Source organism: Streptomyces sp. NPDC058663 (assembly GCF_042716745.1).
Lineage (GTDB): Bacteria > Actinomycetota > Actinomycetes > Streptomycetales > Streptomycetaceae > Streptomyces.
In genome coordinates this window covers 12,705-25,888 of the sequence record NZ_JBHXRV010000048.1, presented here as the reverse complement: position 1 = coordinate 25,888, position 13,184 = coordinate 12,705, and the positions used below count along the sequence as shown (strand labels likewise).

At 67.3% G+C, this 13,184-nt stretch carries 12 protein-coding genes; 5 read left to right on the top strand and 7 right to left on the bottom strand.

Annotated features, from left to right (window positions below; all coding sequences use genetic code 11):
- Window positions 1-3: 3 nt before the first annotated feature.
- The 7 genes from ACFWVV_RS29505 to ACFWVV_RS29475 all read right to left on the bottom strand — a co-directional run bounded on the left by ACFWVV_RS29505 (window position 4) and on the right by ACFWVV_RS29475 (window position 8,484).
- Window positions 4-453: a very short patch repair endonuclease gene (locus ACFWVV_RS29505; RefSeq protein WP_384356522.1), complete on the bottom strand. Its 450-nt coding sequence runs from the start codon at window positions 451-453 to the stop codon at window positions 4-6.
- An 18-nt stretch (window positions 454-471) separates the two neighbouring features.
- Window positions 472-1,434 (bottom strand): NaeI family type II restriction endonuclease, encoded by a 963-nt coding sequence (locus ACFWVV_RS29500; protein WP_384356525.1) that lies wholly within the window; start codon window positions 1,432-1,434, stop codon window positions 472-474.
- Window positions 1,435-1,475: 41 nt separating this feature from the next.
- Window positions 1,476-4,481, bottom strand: coding sequence for a Z1 domain-containing protein (locus ACFWVV_RS29495; protein ID WP_384356528.1), 3,006 nt, complete (start codon window positions 4,479-4,481; stop codon window positions 1,476-1,478).
- 69 nt (window positions 4,482-4,550) lie between these two features.
- Entirely contained in the window at window positions 4,551-6,092 is a 1,542-nt protein-coding gene (locus ACFWVV_RS29490; protein ID WP_384356531.1) for an ATP-binding protein, read from the bottom strand.
- A 222-nt stretch (window positions 6,093-6,314) separates the two neighbouring features.
- Window positions 6,315-7,340 carry an SEC-C metal-binding domain-containing protein gene (locus ACFWVV_RS29485; protein WP_384356534.1) on the bottom strand — a complete coding sequence of 342 codons (1,026 nt, stop codon included), beginning with the start codon at window positions 7,338-7,340 and terminating at the stop codon, window positions 6,315-6,317.
- 363 nt (window positions 7,341-7,703) lie between these two features.
- Window positions 7,704-8,060, bottom strand: coding sequence for a hypothetical protein (locus ACFWVV_RS29480; protein ID WP_384356537.1), 357 nt, complete (start codon window positions 8,058-8,060; stop codon window positions 7,704-7,706).
- 55 nt (window positions 8,061-8,115) lie between these two features.
- Window positions 8,116-8,484 (bottom strand): hypothetical protein, encoded by a 369-nt coding sequence (locus tag ACFWVV_RS29475; RefSeq protein WP_384422846.1) that lies wholly within the window; start codon window positions 8,482-8,484, stop codon window positions 8,116-8,118.
- 344 nt (window positions 8,485-8,828) lie between these two features.
- Between ACFWVV_RS29475 and ACFWVV_RS29470 the strand changes: the two genes are divergently transcribed.
- The 5 genes from ACFWVV_RS29470 (at window position 8,829) to ACFWVV_RS29450 (ending at window position 12,949) form a co-directional block, all read left to right on the top strand.
- On the top strand, window positions 8,829-9,077 hold the full coding sequence (locus ACFWVV_RS29470; RefSeq protein WP_384356543.1) for a DUF3311 domain-containing protein: 249 nt from the start codon (window positions 8,829-8,831) through the stop codon (window positions 9,075-9,077).
- Window positions 9,074-10,588 (top strand): sodium:solute symporter, encoded by a 1,515-nt coding sequence (locus tag ACFWVV_RS29465; RefSeq protein ID WP_384356546.1) that lies wholly within the window; start codon window positions 9,074-9,076, stop codon window positions 10,586-10,588. The genes ACFWVV_RS29470 and ACFWVV_RS29465 overlap by 4 nt, the downstream gene beginning before the upstream one ends.
- Window positions 10,589-10,737: 149 nt before the next feature.
- The gene (locus ACFWVV_RS29460) at window positions 10,738-11,010 is read left to right on the top strand and encodes a DUF6412 domain-containing protein (protein WP_384356594.1); all 273 of its coding nucleotides are present in this window, start codon (window positions 10,738-10,740) and stop codon (window positions 11,008-11,010) included.
- 128 nt (window positions 11,011-11,138) lie between these two features.
- Window positions 11,139-12,002 (top strand): YidC/Oxa1 family membrane protein insertase, encoded by an 864-nt coding sequence (locus ACFWVV_RS29455; RefSeq protein WP_384356549.1) that lies wholly within the window; start codon window positions 11,139-11,141, stop codon window positions 12,000-12,002.
- 86 nt (window positions 12,003-12,088) lie between these two features.
- Window positions 12,089-12,949, top strand: a complete 861-nt coding sequence (locus ACFWVV_RS29450; protein ID WP_384356552.1) for a fumarylacetoacetate hydrolase family protein — start codon at window positions 12,089-12,091, stop codon at window positions 12,947-12,949.
- Window positions 12,950-13,184: the final 235 nt, after the last annotated feature.

The following is a 13,184-nucleotide window of genomic DNA, read 5'->3' as shown; positions in this document are numbered from 1 at the left end:
GCATCATACGGCCCCTCCGCGCCGTTTGCGGACCTCCTCCGCGATCCGGGCCGCGCAGGCAACGGACGGCTCGTGCTCCCAGAACCGGAGCACGAGCCAGTCGGCCTCGGCTAGTTGCCTGTTGGTGTCGAGGTCTCGCGCTACGTTTCGTGCCACTTTCTCTGACCAGTAGCCCGGGTTGGTTTTCGGCGGCACGTAGTGTTCGGGGCATCCGTGCCAGTAACATCCGTCGATGAAGACGGCGACCCGGGCGGGACGGAACACGAGGTCCGCGGTGCGCCGCAGCTCAGGCAGGGGTTTGGCCGCTACCCGGTAGCGCAGGCCCTGGGCGTGCAGAAGCCGTCGCACCAGGAGCTCCGGCTTCGTGTCGCGGCTGCGGATCGCCTGCATGTTCCGCCGCCGTTCAGCCGACGAAGCCCATGAGCCAGCGGGAAGTTCCCAGTTCTCGGCCACTCGTCCAGGAGCCCTTCGCTACTTCGTATGCTTCGGCAGCTCAGGCGCAGTGCGCACCTCATCATCGGCGGCGGCCACGGTCCAGTGACGGCCGTCCAGCAAGACGCTTGGGCGCCGGGCACCCTCTTCAGGAGCTTCTGTCACCCGCACGCTGACGAACTCGCCTTCACGCGGGACAGCGATAGCCAGTTGCCTTGCGACCCGCTGATGGCTCGCGTAGTCACCCATGATCAAAATCCCCTCGTTCCGGAGGGCTGAACGTGCTCCGCCGTTCCCCCGTACCCGCTTCATGTAGTCCTTCTGCTGTGCCACCGTACGTACGACGTTCCGGCTGATCGGGTGCTTCTGGATGCGGCGGAAGAGTTCGTTGAGACGGGCCTGTCCTGACGATCTGGCGAAGACGGCCTCGCGGTCCGCATCGGACATGTGCAGCAGGATGTTTTCCGGCAGTTCCGCGCTGTTCCACAGCCAGAGGATCTTGTCCCGGTGCTCGGCCTTGACCGTCATCTTCAGATCGCGGTTGTTCCCCAGGTTCAGCCACTCCGGCGTTATGCGGAGCAGGCCCGCGCTCCACTTGCTCGTGTAATCGTCTGCCCAGACCAGGAGGCACAGGTGGCCCATCGCCTCCGGCGGGATCATCCAGCTGCCGAACTTCTGGGAGTACTTGCAGTCCACGTCGACGCCGGCGATCTGGTAGTCCATGTCCTTGCCATCAGCGAACTTGAACTCGCGCTGGAGGTTGATCTCCACGATGGTGCCAGCGTGTGTCTTCTCTGTCTTGAACAGAGTTTTCCAGTCGTAGCGGCCTGTGACTTCGCCGTTGAGGAGCTGGTCGATCGTGTCCCGCAGCACTGCGGCGAAGCGCTCTCCGGCGGGGTCAAGAGACAACAGATGGTGGTAGACCGCCGCTAGTTCCAGGTCTTCGTCGAGGAAGCGCCGGGAGTGGATGTTGACCGCTGCTGAGATGTCGAACGGAAGCAAGAAGCATCCTCTGCTGTTGCGTTGCTGGGTGAAGGAGACAGCTACTCGGCGGTGTCCACCACGATGTCCCCGGACCGGCTGGAGTCCTTCGCGCGGAAACGGACGAGCTCCCGCTTGGAGTCGATGGCTTCACGCGGCGGGATGAGAGTGAACGCCATGGTCACCTGGGCGGGGTCAACGACTCCGGTGGCTGCGGCCGCTTGTACTTCCGTGTCCTCCATCGCTTCCACCACCGGGTAGAGAAGCACCACGCCCCGCTGCGGTCCGACCGCGAAGGGGTCCGTACCGGGAGCTGCGGAATCGACCAGATGGCGTGCGTAGTCGCGGTGTTCCTTGCCGGAGATACGGCCGAAAGAAGTCTTTCCGGCCTGACGGCTTCGCCGGAAGAGCGAGAAGGGGCCGTGGCCGAGGACCGTGCCCTCGATGCGGCGCTTCTCCGCTCGGTGCGGGGCGATGACCAGCCAGTCGTCGACCTTCGCCAGCGTTCCGTCCAACTGGGCCAGATACGTGAGATGCGGAGCGAAACGGGTGCCGCCGTCCTCCCACTCCAGACCGCCCAGGACGCTCAGCAGCTCCGCGTGGCTGACAACGGCGGTGGCGGAGTGGAAGCTCCGGCGCAGGGCACTGCTGGCGTCAGGAAGGAGACGGCACGGGATGCTCGTGCCGCTGAGAGCGCTCAGTACCGGAGACCAGCGGCTGGTGTTACGTTCGGCCGCCCTGGTGTCCAGCGGGTAGTTGAGCGGCTCGATAGGCTCACCCGGTGACCGGATCTCGACCAGCTCCGCGTTGAACATCTTGTTGCGGGCCGACGGCTTGATCCAGGAGAGGTGCTGGGACACCAGGGGCGGGATCTCGGCTGGAGTCACCAAAGGCTTGCCGTCTACCAGGCCTGCGTAGCGTTTGAGTTCGGCGCGGAAGTCCTCTTCGTCCTGGCAGATAGCTTCGAAGGCTTCGTACAGGTCAATCGTCTTGGTGCGGCCGAACGGTTCCTCCCGGCCGATGTAGAGGCGGACCAGATCGCGGTAATTCGGGCGGAAGCCGAACCAGCGGCCCATTTGCATCAGGGTGTCGGCCTGCTGGGTGGTGCGGCGGTAATAGGTGACGGTGAGGCCCTCGACGGTGAAGCCACGGGAGAGCTTGGTGCCGCCGACCAGGATCTTCCAGACGTTCGGCGTGCGGTCGAAGTCGAGGTTGATCTGCTGGAAGAACTTGTCTGAGTCGCCATTGACGATGACGACCGGCTCGCCGCCGTTGTTGATCAGCTGGCGTGCACGGGCGACGTACTGCCGTAGTTCCTCGTAGGAGGGCGGGAAGGGCAGTGATTCTGCCTGGGTCCCGGAGACCCGGGAGAAGTCGGAGTCGAGGAGCTTCATCAGGCGGGCGTGGCCGGACGGGCCGGCATAACCAGCTTGGTGCCACATGGTGTTGATGCGCAGCGCGAGGGCACTGTGATCGTTCGTACGGACGGACTCGTGGACCAGCATGGTGTGGTGGCGGAACGGCCCCTCGGGGACGCCGTGGTCAGCGCGGTAAAGCTTGAGGGCGCCGGAGAGGACGAAAGCGTCCATGGCTTCCTGAAGGCGGTCGCCCGTGGAGTCGTAGATGCCGCGGGTATGGGCCTTCTCCTGCGAGTTGGCGACGGTTCGTTCGTCGTACGGGACCGGGGAATCAAGGTCGTGGAAGTCCTGTACGCCCATGTACCCGGTCGGGCGCGGCAGTGAGATGAGAAAGTCGCGAGGGAAGATGTCCTGGCTGTCGCCTGGGTCGACGAAGACGTTAGCGAAGGGTGTGGCTGTGTAACCGACGTACTGGGCGCGGGGGAGGAGGGTGAGGAGGTCGGAGATCAGGCCGTTGATAGCAGTTCTGGTGACCTCCCCGGCTTCCCACTTCGCCGGGTCCGTGGTGTTGACCGACGCCTGGTCCGACTCGTCGTCGATGATCAGTGCCGGAATCTCACCGAGGATCGGGCCGATCTTTTTGAGGTCGGTGACCAGCTTGGACAGGACAGACTTGTTCTTCTTGACGACCATCAGCCGGGCTGCCGCGTGGTGCAGGTTCTCCGGTGCGTGCAGCGGGCGGTTGCGGTCCTGCTTCTCGAATTCAAGCGTGCGAATGCCGGTGAGCAGACTCTTGTAGTCGTCTTCGCGGGTGGTGAGGCGTTCGATGTCGAAGGCGTGCAGGGCAGAGGGGCGGCCGCCATGCGAGACGAATCTGGCGGGCCAGTCCTCGTCGTCCTGGTAGTCGATGCCGACCAGGGAGTCCAGGTCGGAGGGGTCCGCGCCGCGCAGGATGTTCTCCTGGCCCACCAGTTCCATGTCGATACGGCGCTGGGTCTGGCCGCGCAGCAGGTTCAGCGTGCCGCCCAGGATGATCACGAGTCGGTAGCCCGCGTCGATGGCCTTCGCGGTGACGCCGGTGAAGTTGGCGGTCTTGCCGGACTGGACATAGCCCACGACTAGCCCGCGGGCACCGTACGCCTCCGAGCGGCTGGGGTCGCTGAGCCGTTCCACCACGCTGTGACTGGCCACGTCGAGAGTGGCGATGGCGGTCTCGTCCCACCCCTTGGTCTCGCGCAGATACCTCTCGTACGCCGGCCAGTAGAAGGCCCGGCTGGCAGCGGTATCTCTGCTGTACCAAGGGCGGTGCTCCTTGGCGATCACCGTGACCTCGGGAGCCTTGGCGACCGGTGCCACCGTATCGAGCACCTTGCGCAGATCGAGGTTGATGCAGAGGCGGGAGTACGCGTCCGCCCGGCGCTCCTCGGTGTGCGGAGGACTGTTGGACCAGGCGGGCTCCGGGGCGCGGTCCCAGTTACTGAGAGTCCGCTTCCACAAGAGGGTGAATGGGCTTTCCACGTCAGCCAGTTGCTCCCGCAGGGCTTCCTCGCTGAGGGAGTACGCGGGGAGTCCCGCCGGATCCTCCTCGGCCGTCAGTCTGACCCACTTGAGGAGCGGCTTGGGCCGGATCGCCATCCCGCCCAGAGTCTCGCGGTAGACGTCGAGCAGGACGTCGCCCGATGCGTGTACGTCGCTGGTGGCGTCGGTCATCGTGTGGAGGCCTTTCAACAGCGGGAGCCGCCTGGCGGGGCAGTAGAGGTACGGCAGCCGGGGTGTGGGTCAGATGGTGAGACGTTCGCGCTCGGCTCTTACCGCCGCGAGCAGGATCGTGTTCCAGTAGTCCAGCTGGTCGCTGCGCTTCTTCTCCATCCGGGCGAAGCCGAACAGTTCCTCCAGCAGGAGATACAGCAAGGTCTTGACCATCGGGGCGTCATTTGAGCCGCCGCGCCGGTTGCTGTTGAAGGCGTCCCGGTAGAACTGGTTGAGCTGGATGACCCGGTTGTCGCGGTCTAGGGCGAAGAAGCGGTCAGCTGGCAGCGCCACCCAGTTCAGCGCGATCGGGTCCTCCCCGGTCTTCTCCGGGAGCTCTTCCAGGATGGCCCGTTTCACCTTCGGGTCCAGGCCCTTGCCGGGCGGGATCACGGCCTTGCGTACGACTTCCGAGCGGGATGATGCCTCGCGGTACACGGTTTGCGCGTCGCGCAGGAAGTCGTGGAAGGTGAGCCCGCTGGTGTCCGTTGCCCTCTCGACGGCATGGGCGAAGGCCCGTGTCGTATTGAGGCCGTCCTTCTTGACGGTGAGCTTGAAAACACTGTTCTCCTGATCGGGCAGGTCAACTGCGACCCGAGCCAGGTTCAGGTGGGGCTCCGTGAGCCGCACGCCCTGCCAGCCGCCGGCCTGAATAAGACGGTCGTGCCGGTAGAAGTAGAAGCCCTGATGCTCGGTGAGGGAGCCGAGACGGGACAGCCGGAATCCGGTCAGGGGCGATTTCGGCGGCCAGATGTGGGCGGTGAGGGTGACATCGCCAACCCCTTCGACCGGAGCCGTGAGGGGACGGGGGTAGCCCGCCCTCCCAGGCACCCGGTACCCGAAGGGGTCGATGGGCAGCACCCCTCGCTGGTCCAGGATCTCCTTGGTGCGTACATCCTCGACTGCGATGTCGAGGTGGAAGTCCTCGCGGGCCAGGAAACGGTGAAGGTAGAGACCGAGGTGGGTCTCCAGTTTCTCGATCGCTTCGTCCAGGTAGCGGTCAGTCTGATGCTGGGCAATCGTCTCGAAGTCCGGGACCCCGTCCCAGCGGACGATCGTGCCGTGCCAGCTGATCACGCCGTCATACCGGTCAACCAGGTCTTGGCAGTACGCGGCGTCGACGATGTCACAGCTGAAGTCGTCCCGTGCGTGAGCGGTCAGCCAGCGGCGTCCGGCGGCCGGACTGGTCTTGGTACGGCTGATAACGCTGAGGGCATCGGCCTTTGACATGGAGGCGGCTTTGAGCCCCGTGCCGAACTTGCCCAGCGAGCCCTCCGCGTACCGGTTCTGCCCGCCGACCGTCATTGCCGTATCCAGGCCCGGCTCGTCCATGCCCCGGCCGTCATCGACGATCAGGAGGCTGACTAGTCGGTCTTCATCGCGCAGAAAGCTGATGACCACATTGTGCGCACCCGCGTCGAGCGAGTTGTCGACCAGGTCCGCGACTGCGGCCTCGAAGCTGTAACCCTGGTGAGTGAGGGCCTCCACGTAACGTGCGTCCGGCGGCAGCCGCTTGCTGCCGCTGGTGGGCACGTCGTACTGCCAGGAGGCGCTGGATTCATACGGTGACATGGCATACCTCGGACACACAGGGACTGGGCCTGCGTGGGGGTTAGCGGCCAGTCGTACAGGCAGTTCAAAGATCCATTGGAGAAGTTACTGCACCGGCCGTCGGCAGGGCGGAGAATCCTGCGAATCAAGCCAGAAGGGCCCCTCCACCCGGACGCTGTGCCGCTTGGCGGTAGCCGGTCCGCTGGATGAAGGGGCCCAGGCGACGGGTCGACAAAAAACTGCTCAGACCACCGTCGCGGTCGTCCCCCCGTGGCAGTCGCGGTACGCGTCTCCCGAGCCGCACCAGCACGGGGCCGAGGCCAACGGGGGCCAGAAGGAGGCGCGGCCTCGGGCGGCCAGGGTGGTGGCGTATTCGGCGAGGAGGGACGTGGAGTCCGGGGTGGTGCGTTCCGAGGCGGCGAAGGCTTCGTAGGAGGGGATGGAGCCGGTGACCACGCCCAGGTTCGGGGTGCCGGCCGCGGCCAGTTCGCGGAGCGAGGACTCCAGGCCCGCCAGGTGCTCCGCGTGGGTGGGCGGGTACTCGGCGGCGAGCGTCGGGTGCGTGGCGCGCAGTTCCTCGTACTCGTCGGCCGGCCAGTGCAGCAGGGCCACCGGGAACGGGCGGGAGAGGGCCGCGCGGTACGAGCCCAACTCCGCCTGGAGCCGCTCGATTTCGGCGCGGAGCTCGGCGGGGTCCGAGGAGCCCAGCGCCCACAGGCGTTTCGGGTCGTGGAGCTCGTCCAGGGGGACCGGGCCCGGGTTCACCGTGTCCGCGAGGGCGTCCCAGCTGTCGTGCGCCTTGCCCAGCATCCGGCGGACGCGGTGGCGGCCGGTGAGGAGCGGGCGGGTGGCGTACGGGACCTCGGAGTCCGAGGGGTCCACGAGGAGGGTGAGGGCGGTGGTGTACGCGTCGTGGGCCTGCTGGAGTTCGTCGTGGTTCTCCAGGGCCTCGGCGACGACCGCCCACGGCTGGGCGGTGCGCGGGGCGGCCGTGCGGATGCCGTCGATGATCGCGCGGGCCTCGGCCTCGTGGCCGTACTCCCACAGGTTCGCGGCCTTGAGTGCCTTGACGAGGTGCGGGTCCTCGGGGGTGGCGGTGAGGAGCTGGTCGTAGAGGGTGGCCGCGCGGGGCCGGTCCCCGGCGAGTTCGAGGTGGGCCGCCGCCTGGAGCAGCAGCGGCTCCTGGTCCTCCGGGTACTGCGCCGCGGTGCGCAGCAGACGTTCGGCTTCGGTCGTGTGGTCGGCGGGCGAAGGCGTGTCGGGGCGCATGGGGGACACCGTACTGCTGTACGGGGCGTGGGTGAGAGGGTGCGGGACTTCGGGTCGCGGTGCGCCTGAAGGTGCGGGTTGCGTCGGCCGGGTGGTGGCCGTATCCGTGGCCGCGTGGGGCGTTGGAGGGGGTGTGGGGCGGTGCATGGGGGGAGCGTTCCCCGGTGGAGTGGCGGAGGAACGTCGGGGTGGTGGGGGAACCTGCCCAGTGGTGGTGGTTCCTTCGGAGTGTCCCTCCCGAGTGGCGCAGGCCCCTCCCCAGTGGTGGGGGAACCTGCCCAGGGGTTGGGTGGGCGTCCGCCGGAAGTGGCCGGCCTTCGTTACGTGACGGCCCATCCGGTGGGCTGTCAGGAGAGGTCGAGGTCAGGTTCCCGGAAGGCGGCGGGCCATTTTTGCTGATTTCCGATTGTGCTCCTTGGTGTCCCACCACTCCTCGATCAGTGAGTGAGTGAGGAACACCAACTGGCGGAGGCGTTCGGGAGAAGGCGCGGGGGAAAGGAACACATCGCGGAAGGATGTGTCCTGCCACGGGAGGGTGAGTTCCCATCGCTCCGTCGGATGCTTGTCGCGCCGCACCTCAAGGTCGTACACCAGCGTTGTCTTTCCGTCCTGGGGGGCGTTGATGACCAGCTGGGAGACGTGGAATGTCGTCGTGTCTCCCGGAGGGCCCGAAATGAAGGATTTCCCCAGGGCTTCTTCGGCCGGTGTCCGATTCGGCATGATCCTGCTTTCTCCTCAGTGCCTCAATCGACGGTGCGGTGACCTGGCGCTGACCTCAGCATGGTGCGGCGAGGGCCTTGGTGTTCACCGTGTACGCGGTGAGGAGGTCGTTCCGGCCGGCCGGGGTGCCGACGATGGTGCGGAACTTCTCCTTGGAGGGGCACGTGGCGGTGTAGGTCGAGTACCCGCCCCGGCCGTTCGGCTGCCCCGACCAGAAGGCCGCGCTGATCTTCTTGTCCATCGCGGCATTCCAGCCGTGGCGCGCCTTGATGTGCTTCCAGCCCCATGAGGCCGTACCGCATCGCAGGGTGTAAACGCCGGGTCCGCGGTAGTACTGCTTCAGGACGTGATGGCGGGGGTTCCTCCGGCAGATGGCGTCATAGCTGTCTGCCGCCAGGTTTGCAACGGCTTTCTTGTGCGTCACGGGCGCAGGCGCGGGTGCTGCAGCGGTGGGAGTCGCCAGGCCACCCAGCAGAATGGCCGCCATTACCGCGGGGATCGAATTTCTGGCATTCGTCACCGTCTTGAAGTGCATGAAATTCCTTTCTTTCGATGCCGGGTGATGGGCGCTGCTCAAGGAATCGAAGCACGACGGGAACGGTGCGGTCAATGGTTTCTGGGGTTCTGTGTAAAAGGCACAAGCGGTATTGGCGATTCAACTTGTGGTACATAATTCTATTGAATTCTTATTGGCGGGTCCGGGGCGTTTTCCGGGCTCTTCCGACCGCCGGCGCGGGGCCCGTCGCGGCAGGGGGCTAGGGTCGCGGCGTGCCAAGTGATTCCCCCGACGCCGTGCCCCGTGAGTCCCGGGACCCCCGCCCTCACCTGCTCAAGCGGCGCCCGCAGCTGCTGTGGCTGCTGGTGCCCTATGTGCTGTACCTGGGTGCGCTGCCGCTGGTGAACCGGGTGCAGCCCGTCCTGTTCGGGCTGCCGTTCCTGTTCGTGTGGCTGCTCGGGGCGACTCTCCTCACGCCCGTCTCGGTGTGGCTGACCTGGCGGGGGGATCACCGGCGATGAGTTCCGCAGTGGTGGCCACGTCCATCTTCGGGGTCTTCATGGTGGGCACCGTCGGCCTCGGGCTGCTCGCGATGCGCGGGCGCGGAGGCGGGAGTGGCGGGCTCGCCGAGTGGTCGGTGGGCGGCCGCAGCCTCGGGGCCGTCTTCATCTGGGTGCTGATGGCGGGGGAGGGGTACACGAGCTTCAGCTACCTGGGGGCCGCGGGCTGGGGCTACAACTACGGGGCGCCGGTGCTGTACGTCGTCGCCTACATGTCCTGCGGTTACGCGGTGGGGTACGTCGTCGGGCCGATGCTGTGGGCGTACGCGCGCCGCCACTCGCTCGTCGGGATCACCGACATGGTGGCCCACCGGTACGGGAAGAAGTGGCTGGGAGCGGTCGTCGCCGTGCTCGCCTCCGTTTTTCTGCTGCCCTATATCCAGTTGCAGATCACCGGTATGGGAGTGGTCGTCTCGACCATTTCGTACGGGGCGATCAGCCTCAACTGGGCCTATTTCATCGGGTTCGCCGTCACCGTGGGATTCGTGGTGGTGAGCGGGCTCCGGGGCAGTGCGTGGGTTTCGGTACTGAAGGACGGCATGGTGATTCTGACCCTGGGATTCCTGGCCGTCTATGTGCCGCTGCATTACTTCGGCGGGTACGAGCCCTTTCTCGACCAAGTGGTGGCGGAGAAGCGGGACTGGCTGACCTTTCCCGGGCACGGGGACAGTGGATTCGGGCAGGTGTGGTTCATCACGACGTCCTTCCTGAATTCGCTGACAGTGGTGATCTTTCCGACCACCGTGGCCGGTTACCTCGGTGCGCGGTCCGCCGACGGGCTGCGGCGCAACGCGATCTGGCTGCCGGCCTACAACGTCCTGCTGTTCGTCCCGATGCTGCTCGGGATCGCCGCCCTGTTCGTCGTGCCCGGGCTGGTCGGGGCCGATTCGAACCTGGCGCTCTTCCAGCTGGTCGTCGACTCGCTGCCGGCCTGGGCGGTCGGTGTCATCGGGGTCGCGGCCGCGCTGTCGTCGATCGTGCCCATGGCGGTGTTCATGCTGGTCATCGGCACCATGTGGGGGCGCAGCGTGCTCGGTCACGTGCCCAGGTGGCGCGGGCGGGAGAAGCTCGCCTCGCAGGTGGTCGTCGTCGTGGCGGGGACGCTCGCGCTCGTCCTCACGTACACCGCGCCCGACACCCTCGTACGGCTCTCGCTCATCTCCTACGAGGGGATGGCGCAGCTGCTGCCCATGCTGCTGCTGGGGCTGGTGTGGCGGAAGCTCACGTGGGCAGGGGCGCTGAGTGGGCTCGTGGTGGGGGTGGTGGCCGTGTGTGTCCTGGTGTTCGGCGGGCATGATCCGGTCTGGGGAATGAACGCGGGAATTGTGGCGCTCGCACTCAACCTCCTCGTCGCTCTCGCCGTCTCCTACGGTGGGCCGCCCGAACGGGACGACCGGCCGGACGACGAGGTTCTGGCCCGGGACCCGCTGGGGGATCCCCTGGCCAAGGACCGCGCAGTCGTGGCAGGCTGAAGACAGTCGCGTTACGTCGCGAGTGAGTTGTGGCGGACGTGAACGGTGAGCCGTGTGCGGTCACCCGTCACGTGCGCAGTGGTGTGGGACGAGTGGGAGGAGGGACGGGCGTGATCAGGAATGCCGGGCGTGCGCGCTATGCGCTGCTGATGTTCTTCCTGCTGGCCCAGGTCCTCTTCGACCTCGGCGGCTTCGGCTTCGCCGGTGCCGTCGCGCTCGCCGCCACCGCCACCGTCGGTGCCGCGCTCATCGCCTGCGCCGTCATGGCCGGGCGCAGCGCGCCGGGCGTACCGCGTACGAAGGTGCGCACCGCCCTGCGCGACCGGGAGCGGCGTACCGCCTTCCTGGCCCAGCGTGATCCCGATGCGGCGGGCCGTGCCCGGCCGCGAGCTCCGGGCCGTCTCTCTCCGACGGCCGCGTAGGGGTATCGCGCACCAGGGAGCTGGAAGGAAAGTGACTTCCGAGTTCCGCCAGAGCCCCTCGTGGGTCGTCATACCGATGCTTTCCGCATTTCTTCGGTACGACGAGACCCTCGGAGGGCTCTTCCGTTATGTATTCCCTTTTCGCTTCCCTCGTGGAGGGGCTGGCCGGGCTTCTTGAGCCCTTTTTCGCCGCGTCCGCCACTGCCGCCGCCATTGTCGCCTTCACCATGCTCGTGCGTATCGCTCTCCATCCGCTGGCCCGGGCCGCCGTACGCGGTGAGAAGGCCCGGTTGCGGCTGGCGCCGCAAAGGGCGGCCGTGATGAAGAAGTACGCGAAGAGGCCGGAGCGGATGCAGCAGGAGATTCTGGCGCTGCACGCCAAGGAGAAGGTGTCTCCCTTTGCGGGAATGCTGCCCATGCTCGTGCAGTTGCCGATTTTCTTCGTGATGTACCACGTGTTCTCCTCGGCCGAGGTCGGCGACCGGGCCAATGAGCTGCTCGGGCACCGGCTGTTCGCGGCGCCGCTCGGGTCGCGGTGGGGCGACGCCCTTGGGGAGGGCGGGCTGTTCGGGCCGCAGGGGGTCGTCTACGTGGGGCTGTTCCTGGTGATCACGGCCGTGGCGACGTGGTCGTTCCGGCGGGCGCGCAAGAACGCGGCCACCGCCGAGGTGCCGCAGCTGATGGGCGCCGCCGGGGCTGCGGGGGCGGGGGCGCCGGGAGCCGGCCTGATGAAGTGGCTGCCGCTTCTGTCCTTCGGAACGCTGATCACCGTGGCCGTCGTGCCGCTCGCAGCCGGGCTTTACGTGGCGACCACGACGGCCTGGACCGTGGCCGAACGGGCCTGGCTGCACCGGGAGAAGCGGCCCCGGAAGGCGGTCCGCGAGGCAGGCGAGGAGGCCGCCGAGGAGCGGCCCGGCGGGGGCGCGAGGACCGTACGGCTCGGACGCGGGCTGGTCCAGTCGGTGAACGCGGTCTTGCGCAGCGGGCGCTGACCTTGGAGGATCGAACAATTCTCCGGTGGCCGGGCCGCACGACAACGGCCGGGTTGGGCGCGACCTTCGACCACGAGGAGACGACTATGAAGCTGCTGCGTGTAGGTCCCGCCGGGGCCGAGCGGCCCGCCCTGCTCGACGAGGACGGCGTGACGGTACGGGACCTCTCCGGACTGGTCGCCGACATCGACGGAGCCCTGCTGGCGGACCAGGCGGAGCTGGACCGGATCCGCGACGCGGCCCGGGACGGCTCGCTGCCCGCGCTCGACGCCACCGGGCTGCGGGTCGGTGCGCCGCTGGGACGGATCGGGAAAATCGTCTGTATCGGGTTGAACTACCACGATCATGCGGCGGAGACCGGCCAGGCGATCCCCGAGGAGCCGATCCTCTTCTTCAAGGCACCGGACACGGTCGTCGGCCCGTACGACACCGTGCTGGTGCCCCGGCGGAGTGTGAAGACGGACTGGGAGGTCGAGCTGGCCGTGGTGGTGGGCCGGACGGCCCGCTACCTGGACAGCGCGCAGGAGGGGCTGGCCTGCGTCGCCGGGTACGCCACCTCGCACGACGTGTCCGAGCGGGAGTTCCAGATCGAGCGGGGCGGCACCTGGGACAAGGGCAAGAACTGCGAGACGTTCAACCCGCTGGGCCCGTGGCTGGTGACCGCCGACGAGGTGCCTGACCCGCAGCAGCTGGAGGTCCGGCTGTGGGTCAACGGGGAGCTGAAGCAGGACGGCACCACAGCTGAGCAGATCTTCGGCGTGGGGGAAGTGGTGCGGTACGTCTCCCAGTTCATGACGCTCTACCCCGGTGACGTGATCAACACCGGGACGCCGGCGGGAGTGGCGATGGGGCAGCCGGAGCCCAAGCCGTACCTGCGGGCGGGTGATGTGGTGGAGCTGGAGGTGGCCGGGCTGGGCAGGCAGCGGCAGGAGCTGAAGGGGGCCTGAGGGGGCGGGGGAGGTTTGCTCCTGGCGGGTGCGTGGCTGGTTGCTTGCGTACCGGGGCGCGGCGCACCGGCTTCCCGCATGGCCGCACCCGCGAGTCGCGAGCGGGGGCGCGAGGGGCGCGAGTGGGGGACGCGAGGGGACGCGAGTGGGGACCAGCCCGCGCCCTCGGGACGGGTGTCCCGGGGCGCCGGCTGGTACCGGGGCGCGGCGCACCGGCTTCCCGCATCCAGGGACC

Coding starts and splice junctions, on each gene's coding strand:
- ACFWVV_RS29480 (WP_384356537.1), bottom strand. CDS start 8,060: ATGCCGAATCGGACACCGGCCGAAGAAGCCCTGGGGAAATCCTTCATT.
- ACFWVV_RS29465 (WP_384356546.1), top strand. CDS start 9,074: ATGAGTTCCGCAGTGGTGGCCACGTCCATCTTCGGGGTCTTCATGGTG.
- ACFWVV_RS29450 (WP_384356552.1), top strand. CDS start 12,089: ATGAAGCTGCTGCGTGTAGGTCCCGCCGGGGCCGAGCGGCCCGCCCTG.
- ACFWVV_RS29495 (WP_384356528.1), bottom strand. CDS start 4,481: ATGACCGACGCCACCAGCGACGTACACGCATCGGGCGACGTCCTGCTC.
- ACFWVV_RS29490 (WP_384356531.1), bottom strand. CDS start 6,092: ATGTCACCGTATGAATCCAGCGCCTCCTGGCAGTACGACGTGCCCACC.
- ACFWVV_RS29485 (WP_384356534.1), bottom strand. CDS start 7,340: ATGCGCCCCGACACGCCTTCGCCCGCCGACCACACGACCGAAGCCGAA.
- ACFWVV_RS29455 (WP_384356549.1), top strand. CDS start 11,139: ATGTATTCCCTTTTCGCTTCCCTCGTGGAGGGGCTGGCCGGGCTTCTT.
- ACFWVV_RS29460 (WP_384356594.1), top strand. CDS start 10,738: ATGTTCTTCCTGCTGGCCCAGGTCCTCTTCGACCTCGGCGGCTTCGGC.